Genomic DNA, 25,779 nt, shown 5'->3' with positions numbered 1-25,779 from the left:
GTTTGCTCCGTGGTCTGACTCTATAATTGTCATTTGTTATTTCACGCCTCCTTCAGCAATCTTCAAAGACTGGACAGCGGCAAGCAGCGCCTGCTCCAGCTGCTGCACCTCCTGCTTCGTATGGCTGTCACCCAGACTGATACGGATGCCGCCAAGCGCAGCAGCCCGGTCTCTCCCGATGGACAGCAGCACCCGGCTCGGTTCGGCCAGCCGTGACGAACAGGCGGAGCGGGTGGCAACAGCCATTCCCAGTTCCTCCAGCTTCCTGGCCATAACCTCCCCCTTCATTCCGGGGTAAGAGAAATGGACAATATGAGGCGCCCCGTCTCCGCTGCTGTTCAGCACAAGCTCCGGAATTCCGGATATATAATCCTCCAGCTGTTTTTTTAGCGGCGTAATCCGGCGGGTGAATTCCTGCCGCCGTTCGCCGCTCATGCGCACCGCCTTAGCTGTGGCTACAATATTCGGCACATTCTCTGTTCCGGCGCGGTTGCCCATCTCCTGTGAACCTCCGGTAAGCAGAGGGAACAAGGTTACGCCTTCCCGTACATACAGGATTCCTGTTCCGCGCGGGCCGCGGATTTTGTGCGCTGACAAGCTGTACAGATCCGCCTGCCATTCCTTCAGCCGGGTCTCCAGCTTGCCATAGCCCTGCACCCCATCGACATGAAACAGTGTCCGGCGGTTCACCGCCTTGACCTGCCGTCCGATCTCACGCAGCGGCTGCACCGTGCCAATCTCATTATTCACATGCATTACACTGACCAGCACGGTATCCGGCCGGACCGCAGCTGCAACCCGCGAGGGTTCGACGACTCCGGAGCTGTCCGGTGCAATAAAGGTAATCTCCCAGCCAAGCTGCTGCAGCTGAAGACAGCTCTCATAGACTGAAGGATGCTCCAGCTCGGTAGTTATTATATGTCGGCCTCTGCCCTGATATTGCAGCGCCGCCCCTTTGATTGCCAGGTTATTGCTCTCAGTAGCTCCAGAGGTAAACACTATCTCCTGCGGCTGCACGCCAAGCGCTGCCGCACACACTTCCCGCGCACGCTTGATCAGCTTGTCCGCCTCCGCCCCCGCACGGTGCAGAGATGAGGGATTGGCAAAGTGCTGCCTCATGACTTGTTCCATAGTCTGCACTACCTCCTCATACGGCGGAGCAGCAGCGGCATAATCCCAATACAGCATATATCGGCGTTCTCCTTTGCTTATCGTTTCAGCGAGAAAGAATAAGTATAGCAAAATTCATACTTTATTTATATGTTGCAAAAAGGATCAAACGGGCTGCTGCCGCCGGAGCGGCTGGATGCAGATTCCGTTTGATCCTTTATATTATATCGCGTATTGCGCGCGGGCGCGTTCTATTTTGGCAATATAGGCCTGAGTTTCCTTCGGAAGCTCTGAGAGATTAGCCATCAGTTCGGCATCGTTGCTGACGCCAAGCTTATTAACTCGGCCTGGTCCGGCATTATAAGCGGCCAGTGCCATATTCTCCTCGCCATTGTAACGTTTGAGCTGGTAAGAAAGGTAGCGTACGCCTCCGTCAATGCTCTGGGCCGGGTCAAAGGGATCGGAGACACCCAGACCGTTCGCCGTTCCATCCATTAATTGCATCAGCCCTTTGGCCCCTGCAGAAGAAACAACATTAGGATTAAACGAGGATTCCGTATCAATTACAGCCTTGATCAAATCAACAGGAACGCCATATTTCGCGCTGGCCGTCTGGATCAGCTCTTCGTAATCTGTCGGCACCGTGTGCGTTATTTCCCCGGAAATGCTGTCGTACGTTTCAGCTGTTCCACCAAGCTGCTGCCAGAGCAGATTACTTAGTGAAGAAGCATCCGTGAGTGAGGTTAAAGTGCTTCCGCTGCTGCCGCCGGTTGCGGATTGCAGGGCCGCCTGCTGTAGTAAAGCCGCGAATTCCGCTGCCGAAGAACCTGTTACTCCGGATGAAACCTTGCCGCTTCCGCCCTTCATGCTTGAACTCCTCAGATCAACCCATTTCAGTTGCCCGGTTCCGCTTGCTGCAGCGGGGTCGATTGCCATGCTCCCATTCCCTCTTTCATCATAAATCTATATAAACAAAATAAAGCATTCTATTTAAATTTGAAATACGGCTTTATTTTACAATTTATTTGCAGTAATTACTATATGCCAAACAGAAAAAACAGACCTCAGACCCGCATAGTTAGGTCTGAAAGCCTGTTTTGAAATCAAATTTCTGCATGCAGCTTACTCTAACGGGCAAAAGGAATTAAGACAAAATAACTTAAGGTAGAGACAATTCCCAGTCCCATGGACCAGGCGCCAGCAGTTTTTTGCCCCCTGGCATAGGCATAATACCCGAGCACTGCAGCAATAGGCCCCATAATTATTGACCAGATAAATAAGGAAACCACACCAAATCCGAGGCCAATATAGCCGATTGTCCGTTCATCGCTTTCCTTTACACTGCCGGTTGTACGTTCTGTTTCCCTGTTGGAGGTACTATGGACCTGCACGGGAAGCGGACTGATTTCAGCAGCATATTCCTCGTTATGACTTCTGTCCCGGCGGGGATAATCCACTCTGCGCGGACGCAAAACAATTTTCCTGCGTTCCGAACGGTCCACTTTGGGTTCATCATTCTGATTGTCCATAAGGGCCTCCTCTAGGCGTTCGGCTTGAACGTCAGACAACAGGTTGCGGATGAAGTTCCGGCATGGTCATGATGATTATTTGCCGTCAGCTCTTCAGCATATTCTTCCTTGAAATGGCTGCCTGCATGCTTGTCAATTTCAATAACAATTTCTTCGGCACGGCACAGGTTCTGTTCTCCCCAATAATGACAGTTGCTCACACTGCATCTCACAAGCGGTTTTGCGTTTGTCATAATGATCACCTCGGCTTCATTATGTCCTCTCCGCATTACTGCTATGCGGCTGAATGGTTTCCAGTTGATGAATGGAGCCGTTCATATGTACACCCAAATGTGCACGCAAAAAAGACCAGGCTGTCATGTTGCTCATGACAAACCCGGTCCTCTACCTGAAACCGGCAGCTCCGGTTTTACACCTGATTCTGCATCCGTTTCTCCGTTAAATAATCGTTCTCATAATAAGCCAGATCATCACGCAGCTCTTCATAGACCTTGGTAATCTCCATAATAATATCGCGTGCCGGACGGACCGGCTTCTTGCGGAAACGGATCGCATCCTGACCTGTGTAGGCATAGCGTCCATCTTCGGAGTAGCTTTCGTTCTTAGGATAGAAGAAGTTGTTCACTCCAAAATGATATACATTATATAGCGCTTTTTGCGCGAAGGCTTCATCAAAAGTGGCGCGGCGCAGAGCAACCCCAAGCTTCTCATAAGACATCTCCGAGAACACCAGCAGATGGCGGAGATCGGACAAGAACCCTTGATAGAAATGCAGTGTTTCTTCATCCTCTTCGGCAACCAGTTGCGGAAGCGCATGCTCGTTCAGGAACAGTTCCATTTTTCCGATTACGGATTTAAGTTTTTCTCTCGTCGATTCACACAATTTCTGCACATTAGCTGCTGACATGGCGATTGCTCCCCCTTATTAGTCCTTGCTTTGTAGTCGTTACGACATAATCATTTCGAGTAGTTCTATCTTGATAGTATCACAAAACTTCACCGGTCTCCACCCACCGCAGGCGAGGAGAGTCATCCCGGTCCGGCAGACCGGATACAAGCCCCGGAAAGCGCTTATTTTCTGATATTAACATAAAACCCTGTACGGCGGTATCCTTTTCTCCGATGCATAAAACCGGCCCTCTCTTCTAAACCTAACGGGTATTACAATGCCAGGAAGGAGCGGAAACCATGTCACGAAAAAATTTAACCGTCGCCGGTCTGGTCACTGCTGCGCTGACGGTGGTGCTGCTTACTTTTGCCCTGCGGCCGGAAGACAGCGCCATAAACGGTACCCTCAGACAAGCCTCTGTGCCGAATCCCTCTCAGGAGAAAACCATCAAGAAAACAGCCCTGGTACAGGATGTGAGTGCTACTGACCGCCTGAACCGCGTGGATGTAAGCAAACATCTTAGAACTATGCTCTCGGATACCCACGGCGCTTCGCCTGAGGATATCTCAGCATATGCCAGGAACTTACAGCAGGGACACGGTCATATCACCATGCTGATGCTGATTGATTTCCGCACGCAGAAGACAACTACCTATAAATCCTCTCTTCCGGAAGGAACGGACCAGGAGAACAAGCAGCTGCTCAAATACCTGAACACAGCCAAGTCGGCCATCAAGGGGCATCAAGCCTATGAGTCCCCGTCTTTTGTAATCGGCAGCAAGAAATATTATTTCGTGGCACAGCGTGACCAGGAGGGCCAGCTCGGTGTCATTGCCCTGATCAATCAGAAGATCCTTGACCGGGTAGCCCAGCACCAGCTAAAGAATCTCCGTCTGATCCCTTATCCTAAGGAAGGCAAGTACCGCGTAGAATCCGTTCATGCCGATACGCTGAAGGACCTCACTGTCAAGACAGGCCATGACAACGAGAATGCCAGCCACTACTACGAGAACGAGATCGTCGTCCGGTTCCGGAGCGGGCATCCTACAGCAGGCCAGCTCCAGACCATTGCCGCAGATATTCAGTGCAAGGAGCCGCGTAAGCTGGGGTATGCCTATATTTTCCGCTCAGAGAAGATGAACTATTCCCAGCTCAAAACCTACTTCGCTTATAAATGGCACCCGCAATATTCCGAGCCTCACTATATGTATTTAACCAATGATACATTGAGCGAAAATACAGGAGCCAATGTTATAACGCCTAATGATCTGCTCTTCTCCACCTATCAGTGGAATCTGCCGGCCATTGAAACAGAGCTGGGCTGGAATCTGTCCAAAGGCAGCAAGGAAGTCGTTGTAGCCGTGGTAGATACCGGAGTTCAGGCGGACCATCCTGATCTGCAGGGCCAGCTACTGGCCGGATATAATGCGATAACTAACGGTGGAGCGCCGGATGATGATGTCGGGCATGGCACGCATGTCTCAGGCATTATCGGAGCATTGACCAATAATGAGGAAGGTGTGGCCGGCATCAGCTGGTATAACAAGATCCTTCCGGTAAAAGCGCTCGACAACTCCGGGGCTGGCACCACTTATTCCGTTGCCGAAGGCATTATCTGGGCTGCCGACCATGGCGCCAAAGTGATTAATCTCAGCCTGGGCAATTATGCCGACTCCCAGTTCCTGCATGATGCCATCAAATATGCCTATGACCGCGACGTTGTCATTGTCTCCGCTTCCGGCAATGACAATACCGAACGGCCGGGCTACCCTGCCGCCTATGAGGAGGTAATTGCCGTGGCCGCAACCAATTCCACCGGAGGAAGAGCGTCTTTCTCCAATTACGGGGATTATATCGATGTGGCTGCACCCGGGGAGAGTATCGCCAGCACCTATCCTGATAATCAGTATGCGGCATTATCCGGCACCTCGATGGCCAGCCCTCATGTGGCAGCGCTCGCCGGGCTGGTACGCTCGCTGAACCCCGAGCTGACCAATAAGGAAGTAACCGAGCTGCTGACCTCAAATGCGGTGGATCTGGGTGATGCCGGACATGATAAATACTATGGCTGGGGTCAGGTAGATATCTACAAGACACTGCAGGCTGCCGGCGGAGGTCAGGTTCCCCTGCAGTTATTCCCCCAGCATGTCGGTAAACAGCTTAAATCCATGCAATGAGTTAGGCGCTTGTCCGCCTGGCCTGACGCGGGAAGGCTTATTGGCGGATTGAATGCAGATGCCGGTCCAGCAGGTGCAGGAACTGTCTGAGCCCGCGCTCCATGTCTTCTTGCGTAAGCTGCGAATAACAGAGCCGGATATGGCGGGAAGGCGTATCTCCGGCATAGCAGACATCTCCGGGTAGGAAGGATATCCCTTCCTGATCAGCCAGCGCGTGCAGCTTGTCAATCCCGGGGGATTCGGGCAGCTGCAGCCATAGGTTCAGGCCGCCCTCAGGCAGCGTCCAGCTGACTCCGGCCGGGGCATACTGCTTCAGAAGCATCGCCGCCGCTTCCTTGCGAAGGCGCAGGGCGGTCCGCAGCTTCGCCGCGTAAGCCTCATACCTACGGTCGATGAACGGCAATACCGCGCGCTGGGTCAGCAGCGGACTGCCCAGGTCACTCGACGACTTGGCGGCAATCAGCCTGGACAGGATATTGCCTTCAGCGGCAACGCAGGCGATCCGGCATCCGGGCGCGAGCACTTTGCTGAAGCTCTTCATATAGACTACATGCCCGGCGCCATCCATCGATTTGATCGACGGCGGGGGCGGCTGATGGAAATACAAATCACTGAACGGATCATCCTCCACAATGAGACAGCGGTAACTGCGGGCAAGCTCCAGCAGCCGCTGTCTTCTTGTTATGCTCATCGTAGCGCCGCTGGGATTCTGAAAGGTAGGGTTCGTATAGATGAGCTTCGGCGGTCTGCGGTCACACATTGCAGTAAGCCGGTCCACCCGCATCCCTTGCTCATCCATCGGAACGAAGATCATCTCTGCCCCCCGTCCGGCAAAAACATCAATGGCCCCCGTATAGCTGGGTGCCTCCAGATAGACGGTGTCCCCGGGACCGACAAAGGTCCGGGCCACCAGATCGATTCCCTGCTGCGAACCGCTGGTAATCATTAAGTCATTGGACCCAATCGCTATGCCCCGGCTCTGCAGATGCCTGCGCATCACCTCCCGCAGCTCCTGATCCCCCTGGAAATTCCCGTAGGAGGCCATCAGCTCCGGCTCTTCTTGTACCAGAGCCGCCATAGTGGCGCCAATCGGTTCAAGCGGAAGGAGGCTGCTGTGTATTGCTGCCAGATGGAAGGGATACTTCACTTCCGAATAATTGAAGTTGCGCCACAGCTGTGCCCGCGGCAGGTAGTCGTCATAACTGTCCTGCCATCCGGCTGAAGTATCGGGCAAATTCCGCTGCCGCTCCGCTACATAACAGCCTTTGCCCTGGCTGCAGACAATATGGCCGCGGGTTTCCAGATCAGCATAAGCCTTGCTGACGGTTACCTGGCTTACCTTCAAGGAGGAGGCCAGACCTCTTACGGAAGGCAGCTTACTCCCCGGCTGGAGAAGTCCGGAAGTGATCCGCTGGGCGATTGTCTCACTGATCTGCTGCGGCAGAGATTTAGTGCCGCTTCGGAGTAAATCAATACGCATCCCGTTTCCCCCTCACTGTTATATTTAACGCTTTACTGTTATACTGCTATACCGTTATGATACAACAAAATTCAGATTAGCGGGGAGCATGAACCATGAAGATCAATTATGCTGAGATGACGAACCACCTGGGGTCCTCAGCTGTTCGTGACATTCTCAAAATTACGCAGGGCAAAGATATTATCTCGCTGGCGGGCGGCCTGCCTGCTGAGGAGCTGTTCCCTGTAGAGGCTGTCCGCGATGCCTATAGCCGCGTACTCTCCAGCGATGTTTCAGCGCTGCAATACGGCTTAACCGAGGGATACCTTCCGTTGCGTGAAGCGGTCGCTGCAAGATTGGGACAGCAGGGCATTCAGGTGTCCGCACAGGAAATGCTCCTCACCACCGGTTCCCAGCAGGCTATAGATTTGCTCTGCAGAATACTTATTGATCCGGGTGATGCCGTACTGGTGGAAGCCCCGACTTACCTGGCTGCCCTGCAGGTGCTGGGCTCGTACCGCGCAGACATCCGCGTAGTGGACAGCGATGAACATGGCATGCTGCCTGAGCATCTCGAAGAACAGCTCCGTACGCACCGGCCTAAGCTCCTGTATGCCGTCCCTACGTTCAACAATCCCTCAGGTGCGACCTGGAGCAAAGAACGCCGTGAACAAGTTGTAGGGCTATGCAGGAAATACGGTGTGCTGATATTGGAGGACAATCCGTACGGCGAGATTGCCTTCGACGAGACACCGGGAGCATATCCGCCTGCGCTCGCCGCCATTGACAGAAGTATGGACGGGGATTCCTGTGTGGTCTACACTGGTACGTTCTCCAAAATCGTTGCACCCGGACTGCGCACCGGCTGGATCACCGGGCCCCTGGAACTGATTCGTGTCGTTGCCAAAGCCAAGCAGGCTGCCGATCTGCATTCCAGCGCCATTGATCAGCGCGCTCTGCATGAGCTTCTACAGAGTTTTGACCTTGAGGGCCATATCCGAGTGATCTCCCGTGAATATCAGTCACGGATGAAGCTGCTCTCGGCTGAGCTCTCCTCGCGGAACTGGGAGGGGGCCAGCTTCCTTGAGCCGCGCGGCGGCATGTTCCTGTGGCTGACCCTGCCCGGCCGCATCCATACCGCTGAGCTGCTCCCGCTCGCCGTAGAGCAAGGCGTCGCCTTCGTTCCCGGCGAGGTATTCTACTCCGCCCGGCCGCTGAAGAATGCGATGCGCCTCAACTTCACCCATACGCGGCCGGAGCTGTTGCCGCTTGCGGTGCAGCGGCTGGAGACAGCCATGTCCCGGTATGAGGAGCGTTTGCTTCCTATGTAGCCTTCCCCCGGATGTTACCTGTAACTGTATACAAAAGGCGGCCCCCTGAGGAGGCCGCCGTCTTAATGTCTGTATGTGTATTGAGTTACCGCACAGTGCTTATTCGTTGTCAGTTAGGAAAGTTTGCCGTAAGCCGGGTTCTGTGCTCGTTGTGGTTCAAACGGGAACTACCCTCCCACCATAAGCGACAATCATCTATCTAGGCCATACATTACTGCACAGCTCCAGCGACCAACCTAGACACGCCTCAGGCGAAGGCTGCTTCTTCCGGTTAGGGAAGACGCTGCGTCTCATTAGGTCTTGCTCCAGATGGGGTTTACCAGGAACGAAGTCACCAGCGTTCCTCGGGGTCTCTTACACCTCGGTTCCATCCTTGCCTGTGCTGCCCGAAAGCAGCCATCGGCGGTCCATTTCTGTGGCACTATCCTTCGGCTCGCGCCGACTGGACGTTATCCAGCATCCTGCCTTATGGAGCCCGGACTTTCCTCCCGCGGCGTTCTCACGCACACCGGCGATTGTCTGTCAAACTTTCCGGAACAACATTGTATATTATACAGACTTGGACCAGCGGACACAAGTGTAAATAATTGCAGCCCAGCAAGCTTAGAGGAAATTAAAAGGCTCGGTGTTCAGCTTGGAGGCATGCACCACAGTACTGCACTTATGCTCCGTCAGCTTACCGGCAAGAAATTCCGCTACTTTCTCCTTCATGATCTTCTCCGCGTTATGCCCGGGATCGATCAGTGCAATGCCTGCCAGGTGTGCATCCTGAGCCGTATGGTAATCGATATCACCGGTCACCAGCACATCCGCTCCTTTGAAGATGGCACTGCTGTAATACTTGGCACCGGACCCGCCCATCACAGCTGCCTTGCGGATAGGACGGTTCAGATCGCCGACAACCCGCACATGGCCGACATCCAGACCGCTCTTAACGGTCTCCACGAACTCTCCCAGCGTGGTCGGCTCCTTAAGCTTACCCACTCTTCCGAGGCCGAGGCTGCGGCCCTTGAGGTCCATGGAATAGAGATCATAAGCCACCTCTTCATACGGATGAGCCTTCAGCATCGCCTGCACAACTTTGTTCCGGATCGGATGCGGCACAATGGTCTCAATGCGGATCTCTTCAGCCCGCTCCAGCTTGCCTTGCTTGCCGATATAAGGGTCTGTCCCTTCCTGCGGAATGAAGGTGCCATAGCCTTCAATGTTGAAGCTGCAATGGCTGTAATTGCCGATCCAGCCCGCACCGGCATTCAGAATCGCATCCAGCACCTTCTGATGGTGATCCTTCGGCACAAATACAACGAGCTTGGACAATTGCTCCGTATGAATATCCTTGATCGGTGCACCGTTCTCAATCCCCAGCGCTTCCGCCATCCAGTCGTTCATTCCGCCTTCCGCCACATCCAGATTGGTATGGCTGATATAGACGGCAATGTCGTTTTTGATCAGCTTCTCATACAGCCGGCCCATGGGAGTATCTGTAAGAATGCCTTTGACCGGCCGGAAAATAATCGCGTGATGTGCGATGATCAGATTGCAGCCCTGGGCAATCGCTTCGTCCACGACACTGTCGTTAACATCCAGCGCGACCAGCACGCCTGTGATCTCTTTCTGCAGACTGCCCAGTTGAAGCCCGACATTATCCCATTCCTCCGCCAGATGCTTCGGTGCAAGCTGCTCCATATATCCTATTACAGTCTGTCCTTTGGCAAACATTCCAGCACCTCCGCTATCTGCTTGATCTGTGCGCTGATCTTACTGCGCTTCTCTTCTGCCGCCTCCAGCTCCGAACGCGATAATGAGGTCAGGATACCTTCCAGCTTAGAGATTTCCCCCTGCCACTTCGCCATGAACACTTCATTCGGCGCTTGCAGCAGCCAAGGGCCCATCTGCAGCAGCAGACCCTGATCAAGGGCCACCTTGCCGCCGGCGAGCGTTTGTTCCCGGTACAGCTGTTCATTCGTCCGGCCAGCTTCAGTGCCTTCAGGGACCGCTGTCAGGATCTCATAAGTTTTGCCGTCTTCCTCCAAAATATGCTCCGAGATCAGCACCCAGCCGTTACCAAGCAGCCAGCGGCGCAGAATATCCTCGCCCACATTGGGCTGCAGCGCAAGTGTCTTCACCCCTGCCAGCTTCCCCAGTTGCCGGCCGCGTTCAAGAATAGCAGCGATTAGCGATCCGCCCATGCCGGCAATTGTGATGCAGTCTGCTTCCCCCGGCTCCAGCACTTCCAGTCCGTCTCCACGCCGTACAGCAATCTGCTTGCTGAGGCCTGCTTCGGCTACACCTCTGCCTGCTGCTTCATACGGTCCCAGGTTCACTTCCCCGGCAATTGCCGACGGCACACGCCCGCTCATCACTGCAGCAACAGGCAGCAAGGCGTGATCTGAACCAATATCAGCAAGCCTGCTTCCTTCCGGCACCTGCTCCAGCAATCGCTGAAGCCGGTCTGATAATTTTACGTTGTTTACGTTATTCATGAGGCCACCCACGTTATCCATTTTTTTCTGAAGATGAACAGCAGCGCTAAGCCAACAGCGATCTTCAGTATTAATACAAGCGAAGTCCATTCCGGGAATCCCGATCTGAGCCACAGCGCATCGATTTCCGGCATCAGCCAGAGTGAAACGCCGACGCCCAGGTACACACCCGAGACCCCGCTAACCCGGTGATACAAAAGCCAGCTGAGCCAGATCATCAGCACACAGAGCGGAAGCCAGAGCAGTTCCAGCATGAGAATGGAAGCATCCGGCCTCGCCTGGCCGAAGAATCCCGCGTACAGCAGGGCCCAAAAGGCAAAACCGCAAAAATGAAGGAGTCCGATACGCAAAAAGAAGCCAAGTACACACCATAGAAGACCGCAGGCTGCAATCAGCAAAGGTCTCCAAAAGTCCGGATCCAGATCATGCAGAGCAATTAACCATAGCCCGAACCCAAGGGTTAACACGCTGCCGATTCCTGCCAGCACCAGACTGATCATCTTGTTGCGGTCCTGATAAATAGCAGAATAGCCATAACATACAATTAATACACAGAGCGCCGTGGCAAGTTGCAAAGGCCAGGGAAAAACGCTAAAATAAAGACTAATCAAGAAAATCAAGGAAATTATTCCAAAACCAAACAGCCATATTTTGATGCTTCCCTGTTGGAGATTCCGCAGCGACACCGGATTGCTATCCTTAATTTCTGCTTGATCATCATACAGGTTGGTCAGGAAGTCACAATATTGCTCCGGCAGCAGCTTGCTTCTTCTCCAGTACTGAATTTCTCTTAAAATAGTGTCACGTTTCTCCAAATTCAACGGCTCATCCCTCTTTCCAGATCCTGCCTCTGACCTGTTACATAACCCCCACACAGTGGGGCTTTAGCTTCGATGATGACTCAGGTACTTTGCGGGGACCCCCAGAATATACACAAAGGACCTCCTGCCACCGTGCAGCAGAAGGTCCGGCCTTATACGTCTATTCGAGGAAATCCTTCAACCGCTTACTGCGGCTCGGGTGACGCAGCTTGCGCAGTGCTTTGGCTTCAATCTGGCGGATACGCTCGCGGGTAACACCGAACACCTTACCCACTTCTTCGAGGGTTCTCGTCCGTCCGTCATCCAGTCCGAAGCGCAGGCGAAGCACGTTCTCTTCACGCTCGGTGAGCGTGTCCAGCACATCCTCCAGCTGTTCCTTCAGCAGCTCATAAGCCGCTGCATCCGCAGGCGCAAGCGCCTCCTGATCCTCAATGAAATCTCCCAGATGCGAATCATCTTCCTCACCGATTGGTGTTTCCAGTGATACCGGCTCTTGGGCAATCTTCATGATTTCCCGAACCTTCTCAACGGTCAGTTCCATCTCAGCCGCTATCTCTTCCGGCGAAGGCTCACGTCCCAGCTCCTGCAGCAATTGGCGGGAGACCCGGATCAATTTGTTGATGGTTTCCACCATGTGCACAGGAATACGGATCGTACGTGCCTGGTCGGCAATCGCGCGGGTAATCGCCTGACGAATCCACCAGGTAGCATAGGTACTGAATTTGAAGCCTTTATTGTGGTCAAATTTCTCAACGGCCTTGATCAGACCCATGTTGCCTTCCTGAATCAAGTCCAGGAACAGCATGCCGCGTCCGACATAACGTTTGGCGATACTGACTACGAGCCGCAGGTTCGCTTCAGCAAGTCTCCGCTTCGCTTCCTCGTCACCATTCTTGATTCTCATTGCCAGTTCCACTTCATCGTCAGCCGATAACAGCGGAACACGCCCGATTTCCTTCAGATACATCCGGACGGGGTCGTTGATCTTGATGCCCGGAGGCAGCGACAGATCATCGTCGAAGCTGAAATCATCGCTGTCTTTGTCCTCATTATCCTCACTTGGCCGGAGGCTGTTGACCTCTTCATCATTCTCATTCACAACTTCGATCCCCAGATCGCTCAGCTGCTCGTAGAATTCCTCCATCTGCTCGGGGTCTTGATCAAACGGCGATAATTTCTCCATAATATCTTTGTAGTTCAATGATGATCTTTTCTTACCATGATCAATAAGCTGGTCCTTAACCTGATCCAGAGTAAATTCCGCTTCCAGTTCAGTATGCTGATCGTTCGCCATAATTCGACTCCCTCCTCCCTAGGTACATCCTGTCAATGTCTCATTGTCTCTCTAGGGCTAAAATTTCACTTGCTATTTGTGCTGCACGCAAAAAGTCACCGGATTTTTCCGCCTGAATCATCTCTTCACGCTTGGGTTCTATTTTGCGCTGCAGAGGATACTTCTGCACTTCACGAATACAATCGTCCAGAACCTGGGTATTCCAGTCCGGAGGGGTATCCATCATGGAGATCGCCGTAGCAGTCTTCTCCAGACGGTCATCCTGAAGCGATGATAGAAACCGGCTGATGCCGGGTGGTTTGCCTTGCGCATAATAGGCATATAGATAAGCGGCAATTGCCGCATGATCATCAATATTGAACTCTTCCCCAAGGCGTTCGCCCACATAGGCCGCCGCTTCCGGATCTTGAATCATCAGTGATAAAAGGCGCCGTTCCGCAACATGGTAAGCAGGCAGCAGTGTAGGTGTCTGCACTTGCCCTTTTTTATGCCTACCATTATTCCACCTTTTGTCGTTATTATCCCCTTCGGGAATGTTTTTTTGCATGGACGCCCGAAGTAAATTGCAATCCTGCTTCAAGCTGTCATAGGACAGCTCCAGCTCGGAGGCGATTTCCCTCAGATATACCTCACGCTCCGTCGAAGAATGGAGTCCGGCAATAATCTCCAGAGCCTCCTTGACATAGGCAATTTTGCCGTCTTCCTCTAGGAGTATATGGTTTTTTTTCAGATATATAAGCTTAAATTTTATGGATGATACGGCGGAGTCAATCACCTGTTCCCTGAATCTGTCCCCGCCATGCCGGTTGATGAATTCATCGGGGTCCAGGCCGCTCGGGAGCAGCGCAACCTTAACTCTCAGCCCGCTTTCTTCGAGCAGCGGAATGGCCTTAAGTGCGGCAGCTTGTCCCGCCTTATCTCCGTCATAGGAGAGAACAATCTCATCCCCCAGGCTTTTCATCAGCGCCACATGGCCCTCGGTGAGCGATGTACCCATGGTCGCCACCCCGTTATGCACACCTGCATCCCAAGCCGAAATGACATCACCGTATCCCTCGAACAGGACGATTTGCCGCGTTTTGCGGATGGATGCTTTGGCCTGGTGCAAATTGTACAGGATCCGGCTTTTGTTGAATAACCGGCTCTCCGGGGAATTCAGGTATTTCGGCTGCCCCTCACCGAATATTCTTCCGGCAAAGGCGATGGTCTTGCCCATGCGGTTAGCAATCGGAAAAATGACCCGGCCGCGGAAACGGTCCAGATAACCCTTGCCTTCCCCCCGGGCAGACAGCAGTCCGCCCTTCTCCATCTCGGCGAGATCAAAGCTCCGTTTCTCCAGAAACTGCAGCAGTGTATCCCAACGGTCCGGCGCATAGCCAATTTGAAACTGGTCAATCATTCTATCGCTGAAACCCCGGGTTCTTAAATAATCCATGGCGGCTGTGCCGTATTCCGTGTTCTTCAGCAGATAATGATAATACTTCGCCGATAAATCATACGCCTGAATCAGCCGGTCCCGCTCTGGATCGGGTGGAGCGAGCGCTCCCCCTCTGCCCTCGGGCACGGGTATATCACTTTCTTCCGCCATTATTCTGACTGCTTCGGGAAAGGATAATCCTTCGATCTCCATCCTGAACTTGATGGCATTTCCGCCCATACCGCAGCCAAAGCAATGAAAAACTCCCCGGTCAGGGGTGACGGTGAAGGAAGGGGATTTCTCCGAATGGAACGGGCAGAGGCCCCATAAATATTTCCCCTGCTTGGACAAATGGACAACCTTACCGACTGTATCGACAATATCATGCCGCGCCAGCACGCTTTCGATAACCTCTTCCGGAATATTACCGTGTCCGCTAGCCACATTAGCCACCTTCATCTCTTAACAAATAAATATAATTCGCTACAGCTGTACATTCTCCTGCAAAAAAGTTAAAAGTTTTGTCAGTTTATGTTGAAAATAAATTTTTTCCTCTGCGGTAATCGCTTTTGGACCCTTGGAATAGTGGCCTCGCCTGCGTTCTACCGCCCGGGCATGCCTGCCCTCCAGCATAAAATCCATTTTGGAATCCTCATACTCCTGCCCCCGGTTCGAGAGCACCCTGCAGCGTTTGCCCAGCGCCAGCGCCGCAAGTCCATAATCCTGCGTAATTACGACATCTCCCGCAGAAATATGATTGGCGATATACAAATCGGCACTGTCAGCTCCCCGGTCCACCTGGACAACCGTGACACCTTCCTCAGCTTTGAGCACATGATCGTAAGAAGAAACCATCAGTACCGGTATGCCAAAGCTGCGGGCCACGGTATTAATCTCCTGTTTGACCGGACAAGCATCCCCATCAACGACGATCTTTCTTTCCTGGGACCTTACCATGATTCTCACCAAATTCCCGTGTAATATATATACGCTCCGCTTGGCAGAAATCCTTCTTTGTAAAGCATAAATACGGAACGAATGTCAACTTACGCATTGGCACCGTTCCGTATATTTATACCCTAAACCCTCAATCTATACCATAAGTCATAAACATTAGCTGAATTTTCAATCCTTGATTACCACACCAGCTTGCCGAAATCGGCAAACAATCTGGAATCCGCGTTAATGCCGGACAAGAGTGCCAGACGGTTAGCGCGAACCGCCTCGTCTTCAGCCATGACCATAACGGAATCGAAGAATCCGGTAACGGCATCCTTCAGCCCCGACAGAATCTGCAGTGCTTCTGCGGCATGCAAGGCAGCCAGAGCTTCGCGGTAAGGAGCATGAATACTCTGCCAAGTCTGATACAGCTTCCGTTCGGCTTCTTCTTTGAGCAGAGAAGGGTCGATTACCGTTCCTTCGGCTGCTTTGGCCGCCAGATTGCTGACGCGGGTCAGGGAATCCACAGTGATTTTGAAATCAGCTACGTCTGATACTGCATTCATAAGCGCAAGACTTCTGCCTACTACGTCAACGATATCATCGAAACCGGCAGCAATAGCTGCATCCACAACATCATAGCGGACATTGTTGTCGGATAATAGGCGTTTGACGCGCAGACCAAAGAACTCGTAAAGGTTTATACGCAGCTCAGGGGTGAAATGTTTCTCTGAACGTAAACTTTCATGAACTTCCAGCGCTGCAGCGAAAATTTCCTGCAAACTGATACTAAGCTGATGCTCCAGCACAATTTGCACAATTCCTGCCGCCTGACGGCGTAGCGCATATGGGTCCTGGGAACCGGTCGGGATGATTCCGATCGAGAAACAGCCTACAATCGTATCGATTTTATCGGCAAGGCTGACTACCAGACCTGCCTCCGTTGAAGGAACGGCATCCCCTGCGAAACGCGGCTGATAGTGCTCGAAGATCGCTTTGGATACATTGTCAGCTTCACCGGCCTTACGGGCATAATCCTCACCCATTGTACCCTGCAGCTCAGGGAACTCGCCCACCATTTGCGTAACCAGGTCGAATTTGCAGATATCCGCAGTCCGGCTGACTTCAGCTGCGGCACTTGCCGGCAGCGCAAGCTTCACAGCCAGACGGTCAGCGATGGCACGGATGCGGCGCACTTTATCCCCTACACTGCCCAGCTCTTCGTGATAGACGATATTCTCCAGCTTGGCCAGCGCATCGTTAATCTGCAGCTTCTGGTCCTCTTCATAAAAGAACTTGGCATCCTGCAGCCGGGCGCGCAGCACCTTCTCGTTACCCTTGGCAATTACGTCCAGCGATATGGCATTCCCGTTACGGACAGTTACGAAGAACGGAAGAAGCTTGCCGTCTTCGCCGAACACCGGGAAGTAACGCTGATGCTCGCGCATAGAAGTAATCAGCACATCCTGCGGAATGTTCAGGAAAGCAGGGTCGAATGTACCGAACAAGACGGTCGGTGTTTCTACCAGGAACAGCACTTCTTCGAGCAGATCTTCCTTAATCGCAATCTTCCAGCTCTTCTCTTCGGCGAGCTTGTTGATTCCGCTAAGGATCAGCTCTTCGCGTTCCTTCACATCTACGAGCACATGCTGGCTGCGCAGAGCTTCGGCATACAGGGCAGGTTCAGCGATAACTGCTTCTTCTCCGAGGAAACGGTGGCCGCGGCTCACATTGCCGGCTTTGACTCCGGTAATCGTAAGGTCAATAATCTCCTGACCGAAGAGCGCGACCATCCAGCGGATTGGCCGGACAAATTTGAAATCATAAGCGCCCCAGCGCATATTTTTCGGGAAAGTCATGGCATTGACAATACCTGTAAGACCTTCAGAGAGCAGGGAAGCTGTCTCAATCCCGGTGCTGCTCTTGGTGGCATAGATGTATTCTACGCCCGCCAGTTCCTTGAAGGTAAACTGCTCCGGCGCAACGCCCTGGCTGCGGGCAAATCCAAGTGCCGCCTTGCTCCACTCGCCGCTTGCGTCCAGTGCGATTTTGCGGGACGGGCCTTTGACTTCTTCACTCACATCTTCCTGCCGCTCAGCAGCATCCTTCACCAGTACAGCAAGACGGCGCGGTGTTGCAAATGCGGTAACGCCATTGTGGCTGATCCGCGAGGCTTCGAGCCATTTGGCTGTTCTATCCTTCAACTGTTCCATGGCGGCGCGGATGAAGCGGGCCGGAATTTCCTCGAGACCGATCTCGAACAAAATGTCTTTAGACAAGGTCAGCACCTTCTTTCTTCAGCAGCGGGAAGCCGAGCTTCTCGCGTTCCTCCAGATATGTTGCCGCTACGGTGCGGGCAAGATTACGCACTCTTGTGATGAATCCCGTACGTTCGGTTACACTGATCGCTCCGCGCGCATCCAGAAGGTTGAAGGTATGCGAGCATTTCAGCACATAGTCATAGGCGGGGAAAACCAAATGGTTCTCCATCGCTCTGCGCGCTTCCTCTTCGTAGGTGTTGAACAGGGTGAACAGCATTTTGACATCGGAAACTTCAAAAGTATACGTGGAATGCTCCACCTCCGGCTGATGGAACACATCACCGTAAGTCATTCCGTCTACCCATTCCAGGTCGAATACATTTTCCTTATCCTGAATGTAGGAGGCAAGACGCTCCATACCGTAAGTAATCTCCACCGCTACCGGGCTGGCTTCAATTCCCCCTACCTGCTGGAAGTAGGTAAATTGCGTGATTTCCATTCCGTCCAGCCACACTTCCCAGCCGAGGCCTGCACAGCCCAGTGACGGATTCTCCCAGTTGTCTTCGACAAACCGCACGTCATGCAGCAGGGGATCTACGCCCAGTGCCTTCAAGCTATCCAGATACAGCTCCTGAATATTGTCCGGGGACGGCTTGATGATGACCTGGAACTGGTGATGCTGGTACAGGCGGTTCGGGTTCTCCCCGTAACGGCCGTCTGACGGACGGCGTGAAGGCTCGACATAAGCGACCTTCCAGGGCTCCGGACCGAGTGACCGCAAAAAGGTCATGGGATTCATCGTGCCCGCCCCTTTTTCCGTATCATACGGCTGGACGAGAATACAGTTCTGGGCTGCCCAGAACTGCTGCAGTGTCAGAATCATCTGCTGAAAGTTCATACTACCGACTCCTTCGCTTTACAAGTGTGTACTGCCTCTTTACTTATGACTGGCTCTTGCTGCTGCGCGATGGAGGCGGTCACCGGCTTCTTTCTGTATCCCTGCGGCAGGTTATGGAGAGTATATCCTTCATAAGTCCGCCACAAGGCAAAAAAGCTCCCGCCCCCATGCCTGATTAACAGACATAGGGACGAGAGCCTGAATTCTTCTCCCGCGGTTCCACCCTACTTGATTACGCTACGCGAAATCCACTTTTCATTCTGCCGCTTCCGTACTCCCGGGCGCCATGTTCATGAACGTTGTCCTGCCAGGCTTCCACTATCCCCGGCTCGCTGAAGCGACAAATCGATTCATTACTTTCCCGATCGCTGCACTCTCTCCATGTCTGGAGCAATCACGGCATTCCTATAAATTGCTGTAAAAAGAAACTGAACTTATAGTAACGGATATTTCGCATTTCGTCAAATATTGTATTTATCAAGCTGATCAAGGAAACTCTGCGATTTCAGCCGGAGCCCCAGCTGCATATCCATAAATGCCCGCATAATGGCCTTGAGCTCTGCGCGTGTCTCTGGCTTCACATCCACATTGCCAAGTCTGGTCAGATCAAGTAGCGCGAATAGACGCAGCAGCTTCAGTGCACGCGGAGAAATCTCCATCGCGGGAGGATCATTATGCCGGCAGCTGCGGCAGATTACACCGCCAAGACGCGGACTGATTCTAAGCTCCTCATCCGGCTTGTCCATATCGCAGACTACACAGGTATCAAGCTGCGGGCCATAGCCTGCCGCCTGCAGCACTTTCATTTCAAAAACATTTATGATGATGCCGGGCTCTTTGTCTTCTTCAAGTGCATTCAGGCAGGCGCTTAATTGACGGAACCAAAAGCTTCCCGTCTCTTCATCATGCAATACCCGGTCAAGCAGCTCGCAGGCATAGGATGCATACGCCGCTTTGACAAGATCCTCACGCAGCGGATGATGGGACTTCGTGATCTCCCCGGCATTCAGTGTTCCGAGTCCTCCATTGTTACGAAAAAATACAAATTCTCCTGTTGTGAACAACTGGATCAGGGCAGCATGGCGGCTTTTCACCTTCTTGGCGCCCCGTACCAGAACACCTACTTTACCGGCGTTCTCGGTGCAAAGCGTAATAATTGCGTTCCCTTCGCCGTAGTCCATGCTGCGGATGACGATCCCTTCCACCCTGTATAGCATGCCTCTTCTCCCAACCACTCGGCAAGCAACCAGTCCTTATTGTGCTTCTTCATCAGTGACCATCTCTTCCTCCGCCGGCAGCGGTCCGCTGCTCTCCGGCGAATCCCCAGCTTCTCTGTACAGCAAATAAGCATCGACATCTCCAGTCATTGCAAAATACTTCCACGAAAAGTTCCGCATTCGTATTCATCCTTTCTTCGGAAACACGATGTCTCTTCAGAAGTAGGATGTACGAAGCTCAGGGATCTATCCTTGCAATTCCTGCCAAGTAGAAGCGGAGGGAAGGTTTATTGGTCTTTATGGAAGCCCAAATCCCGCAGTACGCGGTCCTGATTGCGCCAGTCTTTTTTCACTTTTACCCATAGTTCCAGGAAAATCTTCGAACCCAGCAGGTTCTCAATATCCGTCCGCGCACGCCGTCCGACTTCCTTCAGCAGGGCACCCTGCTTGCCGATAATGATCCCCTTCTGGGAATCGCGCTCCACAAAAATAACCGCTGAAATATGCACTACGCCATTCGGTTCAACGCTCATGTCCTCAATCGCCACCGCAATGGAATGCGGCACCTCTTCGCGGGTCAGATGCAGAATCTTCTCGCGGATCAGCTCCGCACAGACGAATTGCTCCGGGTGATCGGTAATCTGGTCGTCCGGATAATACTGCGGGCCTTCCGGCAGATACTTCTGCACCTGCTCCAGCAGCGTATTGACATTGCTGCCCATTTTGGCAGAAATCGGCACGATCTCGGCGAACTCATGCAGCTTGTTGTATTCGGTAATCATCGGAAGCAGCGCTTCGGGCTCGATTTTGTCAATCTTGTTCATCACGAGAATGACCGGCGTCTTGATGGAGTTCAGCTGTTCCGCAATATAACGGTCACCGCCGCCCATGCCCTCAGAAGCATCCACCAGGAACAACACAGCCTCCACTTCATGCAGGGTGCTCATCGCTGTCTGGTTCATGTAATCGCCCAGCTTCGACTGTCTTTTATGGATACCCGGTGTGTCCAGGAATACGATCTGCGAATTATTGGCTGTATATACCCCGTGAATTTTGTTTCTGGTGGTCTGCGGCTTGTCCGACATAATGGCGATCTTCTGGCCAATCACCTGGTTCATAAGTGTCGATTTGCCTACGTTCGGTCTGCCGATAATGGCGACAAACCCTGATTTGAATTTCATATAATCCTCCTATTTATCTTACAACTTGGTCAAAAACGTTCATAACATTTTAGATCAATCTGGAAACCTTGATACTAGGTCAAAAGCGTTTCGATCAAAAACGTTTCGATCAAAAACGTTTCAAAACCTTTCGATCCCCCTAAGTCCCCCTTCGCCAAGGGGGACCCCAAGGGCCCCGGCCCTCTGGACACCCGGAAATGGCGTGGACTCAGCATCCGGCACGGGGAAAGCGGGGTTGGAGCATGAGCGCTTACGTTCCCTGCGGGAACACGCTTTACTGCGGCGCAATAAGTGACTGACACGCTATACTGCGGCGCGGAAAAGACTGGTTACTTGAACAACCCAAAGCTTGGTCAAAAACAATACTTCCAAATCTTTTCGATCCCCCTAAGTCCCCCTTAGCCAAGGGGGACCCCAAGGGCCCCGGCCCTCTGGACACCCGGAAATGGCGTGGACTCAGCATCCGGCACGGGGAAAGCGGGGTTGGAGCATGAGCGCTTAAGTTCCCTGCGGGAACACGCTTTACTGCGGCGCAATAAGTGACTGACACGCTATACTGCGGCGCGGAAAAGACTGGTTACTTGAACACCTAAACCATACTTGAACCCTCTAAAACAAACTTAGTTGTATTTTGTACACTTATTCTGTTTAGAATCAGAGACTCTACAGGTTTAAATGTATTTCGTACAACTATTTCCTCACTGAGAGGCTGTTATTGGACAAACTAGCAAATATAGTTGTACTTTTTGCAGTTATATCGAAGTTTAGCGGATTTAGCGGGATTCTAATTGTACAAAATACAATTAAACTATGATCACAGGCATAATTAAACCCAACTAAATACTTCACCTGTCTTGCTGCTACTCCGGAGCCTGACCCTGCTCCAGGTCCGCAGGACCGAACGCGCCGGGCAGCAGGTCGCGCACTGTAGTCTCCACGATGTCGCCCTTCAGGTTGCCGAGAATGACCGGCATATCAGGGCCGCACAGCTCAACCATTACCTGACGGCAGACGCCGCAAGGCGAGACAGGTCCGTCCGTATCCGCGACTACAGCGATAGCCCGGAAGGTACCAGGCTTATGCCCGTCCGCAATCGCACGAAACATAGCGGTCCGTTCCCCGCAGTTGGTCGGTCCGTAGGCAGCATTCTCAATATTACAGCCGTGGTGAACATTCCCGTCCTGGTCCAGCAGTGCAGCGCCGACCCCGAAACGGGAATAAGGTATATATGCATTGGCTCTTGCCTTGATCGCTTCCTGAAGAAGTAGAGCAGAATCCATAGTTGTCCTCCTAAAAGTTTTGTGAGCATATACTTCTCTGATTAGTCATCTTACAAAACTCACTTCGTAAGCATGGACCTAGTTTTGTGAGCATATCCTACTTCGATTAGTCTTCGTACAAAACTCACTTCGTAAGCATAACCTTAGTTTTGTGAGCATCCACCACTTCGGTTATTCTTCGTCTAAAACCCGCTTTATAAGCATGCACCGCATCCATTATTCTTCGTACACTACCGGCCGCTTAAACGTGGCCTGGTATTGTGGTTCTAAGTAAAGATGACGGAGCGCACAAAGCGGATCCGCCTCTCCCTAAGCTGAAGTTGTAAACTGATTATGACATAAGACTTGTGATCCAGTCCATCACGGGATGATAAAAAACATAGATTCCCGTAATAACAGCAAACACCGCCGTAAGCAGTACAGCTCCTGCGGCGGTATCTTTGGCCTTCTTGGCCAAGGGATGAATCTCCGGCGACACCAGGTCAATCGTCGCTTCAATCGCCGTATTCAGCAGCTCGGCGGTCAGCACCAGCGTAATCGCCAGAAGCAGCAGCATCCAGCTTGACAGGGGGAGCCTGAATACTGCGGCGGCAGCCAGTACAATAACAGCGAGGCCGCTGTGCACCTTCATATTCAGCTCCGACCGGAAAGCCGCAGCAATGCCATGAGCCGCAAAGCGAAAAGAATGCCAGAATTTTTTGTGGCCGACCGCCGTGTTCTTGACCATTAGCGTGTCAACCCGACCTGAGCCAGAACATTCTCCTGCTTAGACATCATCTCGGCCTCAGATTCCGGATCCTGATGGTCATATCCCAGCAAATGCAGGAAACCGTGGACGAACAGGAAGCCCAGCTCGCGCTCCAGCGAATGTCCATATTCCAGCGCCTGCTCTTGCGCACGCGTTACGGAGATAATGATATCTCCGAGCACGTTAGGTACTTCCTCCAGCACCTCGCCCTCACCATTGGGCACAGCATATATAATTTCCGGCTCATCTTCTCCGGTCTCATTCATCGCGAAGGACAGCACGTCCGTTGGACGGTCGATTCCCCGGTACTCCAGATTCAGCTCATGGATGCGTTCGTTATTAACGAAGGTAAGATCCACTTCACCCTCATCGATTCCTTCAGCGCTGCCCGCTTTCTGCAGAATGATCTCCAGCAGGGCGATCAGCTCGCCGTTAATCTCATGATCTTCCTGTTCATTGCTCCAAACGACGCTCAGGCTCATTTTTGATGGCCCCTTCCTCTTTTTTGGGCTTGCGCACATCCTCGGGGTACTCAATCCGGGAATGGAAAATGCCCATTACAGTCTCTTTAAGTGTCCGTGCAATAATGTCCAGCTCTTTGATGGTCAGGTCGCATTCATCAAACTGATGGTCATCCAGCCGGCTTTTGATAATCTTCTCGATCATCGTTTCTACCTGCACGACAGTAGGCTTGCGGAGGGAGCGGACCGCGGCCTCCACACTGTCGGCGATACCGACCACTGCAGATTCCTTCGACTGTGCCTTCGGTCCCGGATAACGGAAGTCCTCCTCCGTGAAGTCGGGCTCCACACCCTTCTCCTCCGCAATCTTCAGTGCTTTATGATAAAAATAATGCAGGAATGTCGTGCCGTGATGCTGCTCCGCGATATCGCGGATCGGCTTCGGCAGCTTGTACTCCTTCTGCATCTCCACCCCGTCACGGGCGTGGGCCACAATGATGGATTTGCTCAGCTTGGGCTCAATCGAATCATGCGGGTTCTCCATATTGTTCTGGTTCTCAATGAAATAGAACGGCCGTTTCGTCTTGCCGATATCATGATAATACGAACCCACCCGGCACAGCAGGCCGTCTGCACCGATCGCTTCAGCAGCGGCCTCGGATAAGTTCCCGACCATAACACTGTGATGGTACGTTCCCGGTGTCTCCGTAAGCAGCTTACGCAGCAGCGGATGATTCGGGTTAGACAATTCCACGAGCTTCAGCGCCGACAGGATGCCGAACGTGGCTTCGAAGAATGGCATCAGGCCGATTACCAGCACGGCAGTCAGCAGGCCGCTGGCAAACGCGAACCCGATGGAATACAGCGTCTGCGTCTCATTCCACACACCACCGCCCAGCATGGTCAGTATAGCTACCGTCAGGCAGCCGAACAGGGAGACCATGATTCCGCCCTTCAGGAGTGTAGAGCGCTGTCCTGCCCGATGGGTGGAGAAAATAGCCACATAGCTCACAATAAGTGCAAAGAAGCCGAAAGTGAAATCAAATACGGTGTTCTGCTGCACATTCAGAATAATACTGGCAAGAACGCTGAACAGAATGGAACAGAAATAGGCCAAGGTCATATCCAGCAGCATGGAGATCAGCATCGCGCCTATCGCTACAGGAGCCAGGAAGCCTATATACGTCCGGACATCCGTCTGCAGGAATGCCGCCAGCTTCATCATAATAATTGTAATTATAAACACCAGCACCAGCATGAGCAGCTGGGAGTTATTATACTTGAAACCGGATGTACCGCCGTTGTAGCGGATGAATGTCATCAGGCCAAAAGACAGCAGCACGGAGAGCAGCAGCAGTCCGAATTGCGGCCAATAATTAACTTCTTTGCTCAAGAGGCCGTTCTCGTCCAGCAGGGCATACAGTTCCGGAGTAATCTCCTGGTTCTTGGCGACCAGCACATCCCCCTGCTCGATGAATACATCAGGTGTATTCTGGCGGGCCTGCACCTTCGCTTCCTTGGTCGCATCCTCATCGTAGAACTTGTTGCTTGTAATGACCAGCCGCACCAGCTCCTGCACAACCTCACGGGCGGTCCGCTGGCTCAGCGAACTGACACTGACCTGCTCGGCCACCTTAGCTCGCGCGGTCTGGGCGTCAGTAATCTGGTCATTCATCAGTTTGGTGACAATATCCCGGGCAACAGGCTTCATCTCAATGATATCCTGGGAGGTTAGCCGCGGAATTTTAATATACGTTTCTTCAGGAATCACATAGGCCTGGTCCTTGATGACCGACTGCATTTCAGCGAGCAGATGCTCCGAATACGTTCCGGCTTTACTGCTGGCAGCAACAAAATTAAGAATAAAATCGTTGGCCCGCCGCGGAATTTCCTCACGGTAGATCGTCGTCTTATCGCTTTGTGAAATCGTATCATCCTGATTCAGCCGGTCAATCCGGTCGAGCAGCAGGGTTACTAGATTCTCAGCCCGCATGGGTATAATTGCATACCGGTTAGTTACATTCTCGGCCGCCTCTTCCTGGGCTTTCAGCTTGGCATTGGTGTCCGGGATTTGCTTGGGCGCCGTGATTTCCTTGGCACTGCGTGTACCCTCTTTGATATCGTACTTTTTGGGCAGCAGATCAGAGGACAGGCTGAAGTAGAAGACAAGCCCCAATAACAGGAAAAGAGCATAGCGCGAGACCGCGCTATACTTCCACCCGTTAGTGCTATATACAAATCCGCTTAATTTCGATGGTTGCTTTGAAGCCATGAAGACAATCCC

Annotated in this window: 23 protein-coding genes and 1 other RNA gene; 2 read left to right on the top strand and 22 right to left on the bottom strand. The window is 52.6% G+C overall.

The genetic code is table 11. From position 1 onward, the window contains the following. Positions 1–36: 36 nt before the first annotated feature. The 5 genes from NSU14_RS04860 to NSU14_RS04840 form a co-directional block, all read right to left on the bottom strand. Positions 37–1,188, bottom strand: a complete 1,152-nt coding sequence (locus tag NSU14_RS04860) for a cysteine desulfurase family protein (RefSeq protein ID WP_042139410.1) — start codon at positions 1,186–1,188, stop codon at positions 37–39. A 144-nt stretch (positions 1,189–1,332) separates the two neighbouring features. Then, a complete protein-coding gene (locus NSU14_RS04855; RefSeq protein WP_340943233.1) occupies positions 1,333–2,046 on the bottom strand; it encodes a lytic transglycosylase domain-containing protein in 714 nt (237 codons plus the stop codon). A gap of 191 nt (positions 2,047–2,237) precedes the next feature. Further along, complete coding sequence (locus NSU14_RS04850) at positions 2,238–2,639, bottom strand: hypothetical protein (RefSeq protein WP_336103776.1); 402 nt, start codon at positions 2,637–2,639, stop codon at positions 2,238–2,240. Positions 2,640–2,650: 11 nt separating this feature from the next. Beyond that, entirely contained in the window at positions 2,651–2,872 is a 222-nt protein-coding gene (locus NSU14_RS04845; RefSeq protein WP_042141544.1) for a DUF1540 domain-containing protein, read from the bottom strand. Positions 2,873–3,048: 176 nt separating this feature from the next. Then, positions 3,049–3,546, bottom strand: coding sequence for a YpuI family protein (locus NSU14_RS04840; RefSeq protein WP_042139416.1), 498 nt, complete (start codon positions 3,544–3,546; stop codon positions 3,049–3,051). Between the two features lie 281 nt (positions 3,547–3,827). Between NSU14_RS04840 and NSU14_RS04835 the strand changes: the two genes are divergently transcribed. After that, the gene (locus tag NSU14_RS04835; protein ID WP_336103777.1) at positions 3,828–5,705 is read left to right on the top strand and encodes a S8 family peptidase; all 1,878 of its coding nucleotides are present in this window, start codon (positions 3,828–3,830) and stop codon (positions 5,703–5,705) included. A 37-nt stretch (positions 5,706–5,742) separates the two neighbouring features. On the opposite strand, the gene pdxR is transcribed toward NSU14_RS04835, so the two are convergent. Further along, complete coding sequence (gene pdxR / locus NSU14_RS04830; protein WP_340943228.1) at positions 5,743–7,185, bottom strand: MocR-like pyridoxine biosynthesis transcription factor PdxR; 1,443 nt, start codon at positions 7,183–7,185, stop codon at positions 5,743–5,745. Positions 7,186–7,280: 95 nt separating this feature from the next. Here pdxR and NSU14_RS04825 point away from each other — a divergent pair, with 95 nt between their 5' ends. Continuing rightward, entirely contained in the window at positions 7,281–8,495 is a 1,215-nt protein-coding gene (locus NSU14_RS04825; RefSeq protein ID WP_340943226.1) for an aminotransferase-like domain-containing protein, read from the top strand. 114 nt (positions 8,496–8,609) lie between these two features. Here the strand turns inward: NSU14_RS04825 and rnpB are convergent. The 16 genes from rnpB to NSU14_RS04745 form a co-directional block, all read right to left on the bottom strand. Further along, positions 8,610–9,026: RNase P RNA component class A (rnpB, locus tag NSU14_RS04820), an RNA gene on the bottom strand. Positions 9,027–9,098: 72 nt separating this feature from the next. Next, positions 9,099–10,214 (bottom strand): Nif3-like dinuclear metal center hexameric protein, encoded by a 1,116-nt coding sequence (locus NSU14_RS04815; protein ID WP_042139420.1) that lies wholly within the window; start codon positions 10,212–10,214, stop codon positions 9,099–9,101. After that, positions 10,190–10,978 (bottom strand): tRNA (adenine(22)-N(1))-methyltransferase, encoded by a 789-nt coding sequence (locus NSU14_RS04810; protein ID WP_340943223.1) that lies wholly within the window; start codon positions 10,976–10,978, stop codon positions 10,190–10,192. Before NSU14_RS04810 ends, NSU14_RS04815 begins: the two co-directional genes overlap by 25 nt. After that, entirely contained in the window at positions 10,975–11,799 is an 825-nt protein-coding gene (locus NSU14_RS04805; protein ID WP_076244084.1) for a hypothetical protein, read from the bottom strand. The genes NSU14_RS04810 and NSU14_RS04805 overlap by 4 nt, the downstream gene beginning before the upstream one ends. Positions 11,800–11,959: 160 nt before the next feature. Then, positions 11,960–13,093 (bottom strand): RNA polymerase sigma factor RpoD, encoded by a 1,134-nt coding sequence (rpoD, locus tag NSU14_RS04800; RefSeq protein ID WP_039304147.1) that lies wholly within the window; start codon positions 13,091–13,093, stop codon positions 11,960–11,962. A 40-nt stretch (positions 13,094–13,133) separates the two neighbouring features. Further along, positions 13,134–14,969 (bottom strand): DNA primase, encoded by a 1,836-nt coding sequence (gene dnaG / locus NSU14_RS04795; protein WP_216626863.1) that lies wholly within the window; start codon positions 14,967–14,969, stop codon positions 13,134–13,136. Between the two features lie 24 nt (positions 14,970–14,993). Continuing rightward, positions 14,994–15,467: a YaiI/YqxD family protein gene (locus tag NSU14_RS04790; protein ID WP_039304144.1), complete on the bottom strand. Its 474-nt coding sequence runs from the start codon at positions 15,465–15,467 to the stop codon at positions 14,994–14,996. A 179-nt stretch (positions 15,468–15,646) separates the two neighbouring features. Next, the gene (glyS, locus tag NSU14_RS04785; RefSeq protein ID WP_340943218.1) at positions 15,647–17,728 is read right to left on the bottom strand and encodes a glycine--tRNA ligase subunit beta; all 2,082 of its coding nucleotides are present in this window, start codon (positions 17,726–17,728) and stop codon (positions 15,647–15,649) included. After that, positions 17,721–18,608 (bottom strand): glycine--tRNA ligase subunit alpha, encoded by an 888-nt coding sequence (gene glyQ / locus NSU14_RS04780; RefSeq protein WP_039304138.1) that lies wholly within the window; start codon positions 18,606–18,608, stop codon positions 17,721–17,723. Before glyQ ends, glyS begins: the two co-directional genes overlap by 8 nt. Positions 18,609–19,069: 461 nt before the next feature. Continuing rightward, positions 19,070–19,825, bottom strand: a complete 756-nt coding sequence (gene recO, locus NSU14_RS04775; RefSeq protein ID WP_076244088.1) for a DNA repair protein RecO — start codon at positions 19,823–19,825, stop codon at positions 19,070–19,072. 36 nt (positions 19,826–19,861) lie between these two features. Continuing rightward, the gene (locus tag NSU14_RS04770; RefSeq protein WP_076244089.1) at positions 19,862–20,005 is read right to left on the bottom strand and encodes a YqzL family protein; all 144 of its coding nucleotides are present in this window, start codon (positions 20,003–20,005) and stop codon (positions 19,862–19,864) included. A gap of 107 nt (positions 20,006–20,112) precedes the next feature. Further along, the gene (era, locus tag NSU14_RS04765) at positions 20,113–21,006 is read right to left on the bottom strand and encodes a GTPase Era (RefSeq protein WP_039304132.1); all 894 of its coding nucleotides are present in this window, start codon (positions 21,004–21,006) and stop codon (positions 20,113–20,115) included. Between the two features lie 860 nt (positions 21,007–21,866). Then, the gene (locus NSU14_RS04760) at positions 21,867–22,286 is read right to left on the bottom strand and encodes a cytidine deaminase (protein WP_039304130.1); all 420 of its coding nucleotides are present in this window, start codon (positions 22,284–22,286) and stop codon (positions 21,867–21,869) included. Positions 22,287–22,617: 331 nt separating this feature from the next. Further along, on the bottom strand, positions 22,618–23,013 hold the full coding sequence (locus NSU14_RS04755; protein ID WP_042139429.1) for a diacylglycerol kinase family protein: 396 nt from the start codon (positions 23,011–23,013) through the stop codon (positions 22,618–22,620). Continuing rightward, positions 23,013–23,516 carry an rRNA maturation RNase YbeY gene (gene ybeY, locus NSU14_RS04750; RefSeq protein ID WP_076245014.1) on the bottom strand — a complete coding sequence of 168 codons (504 nt, stop codon included), beginning with the start codon at positions 23,514–23,516 and terminating at the stop codon, positions 23,013–23,015. Before ybeY ends, NSU14_RS04755 begins: the two co-directional genes overlap by 1 nt. Continuing rightward, a complete protein-coding gene (locus NSU14_RS04745; RefSeq protein ID WP_076245016.1) occupies positions 23,488–25,767 on the bottom strand; it encodes an HD family phosphohydrolase in 2,280 nt (759 codons plus the stop codon). The genes ybeY and NSU14_RS04745 overlap by 29 nt, the downstream gene beginning before the upstream one ends. Positions 25,768–25,779: the final 12 nt, after the last annotated feature.

The sequence above is a fragment of the Paenibacillus sp. FSL R10-2771 genome, assembly GCF_038000205.1.
Taxonomy (GTDB): Bacteria; Bacillota; Bacilli; order Paenibacillales; family Paenibacillaceae; genus Paenibacillus_AQ; species Paenibacillus_AQ phytohabitans.
Note: the sequence above shows the minus strand (reverse complement) of the source record. Positions and strands in the feature narration are given on the sequence as shown.

Bases quoted from the DNA above. Each gene is read 5' to 3' on its own strand.
- NSU14_RS04860 (WP_042139410.1), bottom strand. From the start codon at position 1,188: ATGCTGTATTGGGATTATGCCGCTGCTGCTCCGCCGTATGAGGAGGTA.
- NSU14_RS04855 (WP_340943233.1), bottom strand. From the start codon at position 2,046: ATGGCAATCGACCCCGCTGCAGCAAGCGGAACCGGGCAACTGAAATGG.
- NSU14_RS04850 (WP_336103776.1), bottom strand. From the start codon at position 2,639: ATGGACAATCAGAATGATGAACCCAAAGTGGACCGTTCGGAACGCAGG.
- NSU14_RS04845 (WP_042141544.1), bottom strand. From the start codon at position 2,872: ATGACAAACGCAAAACCGCTTGTGAGATGCAGTGTGAGCAACTGTCAT.
- NSU14_RS04840 (WP_042139416.1), bottom strand. From the start codon at position 3,546: ATGTCAGCAGCTAATGTGCAGAAATTGTGTGAATCGACGAGAGAAAAA.
- NSU14_RS04835 (WP_336103777.1), top strand. From the start codon at position 3,828: ATGTCACGAAAAAATTTAACCGTCGCCGGTCTGGTCACTGCTGCGCTG.
- pdxR (WP_340943228.1), bottom strand. From the start codon at position 7,185: ATGCGTATTGATTTACTCCGAAGCGGCACTAAATCTCTGCCGCAGCAG.
- NSU14_RS04825 (WP_340943226.1), top strand. From the start codon at position 7,281: ATGAAGATCAATTATGCTGAGATGACGAACCACCTGGGGTCCTCAGCT.
- NSU14_RS04815 (WP_042139420.1), bottom strand. From the start codon at position 10,214: ATGTTTGCCAAAGGACAGACTGTAATAGGATATATGGAGCAGCTTGCA.
- NSU14_RS04810 (WP_340943223.1), bottom strand. From the start codon at position 10,978: ATGAATAACGTAAACAACGTAAAATTATCAGACCGGCTTCAGCGATTG.
- rpoD (WP_039304147.1), bottom strand. From the start codon at position 13,093: ATGGCGAACGATCAGCATACTGAACTGGAAGCGGAATTTACTCTGGAT.
- dnaG (WP_216626863.1), bottom strand. From the start codon at position 14,969: ATGAAGGTGGCTAATGTGGCTAGCGGACACGGTAATATTCCGGAAGAG.
- NSU14_RS04790 (WP_039304144.1), bottom strand. From the start codon at position 15,467: ATGGTAAGGTCCCAGGAAAGAAAGATCGTCGTTGATGGGGATGCTTGT.
- glyQ (WP_039304138.1), bottom strand. From the start codon at position 18,608: ATGAACTTTCAGCAGATGATTCTGACACTGCAGCAGTTCTGGGCAGCC.
- recO (WP_076244088.1), bottom strand. From the start codon at position 19,825: ATGCTATACAGGGTGGAAGGGATCGTCATCCGCAGCATGGACTACGGC.
- NSU14_RS04770 (WP_076244089.1), bottom strand. From the start codon at position 20,005: ATGCGGAACTTTTCGTGGAAGTATTTTGCAATGACTGGAGATGTCGAT.
- era (WP_039304132.1), bottom strand. From the start codon at position 21,006: ATGAAATTCAAATCAGGGTTTGTCGCCATTATCGGCAGACCGAACGTA.
- NSU14_RS04760 (WP_039304130.1), bottom strand. From the start codon at position 22,286: ATGGATTCTGCTCTACTTCTTCAGGAAGCGATCAAGGCAAGAGCCAAT.
- NSU14_RS04755 (WP_042139429.1), bottom strand. From the start codon at position 23,013: ATGGTCAAGAACACGGCGGTCGGCCACAAAAAATTCTGGCATTCTTTT.
- ybeY (WP_076245014.1), bottom strand. From the start codon at position 23,516: ATGAGCCTGAGCGTCGTTTGGAGCAATGAACAGGAAGATCATGAGATT.
- NSU14_RS04745 (WP_076245016.1), bottom strand. From the start codon at position 25,767: ATGGCTTCAAAGCAACCATCGAAATTAAGCGGATTTGTATATAGCACT.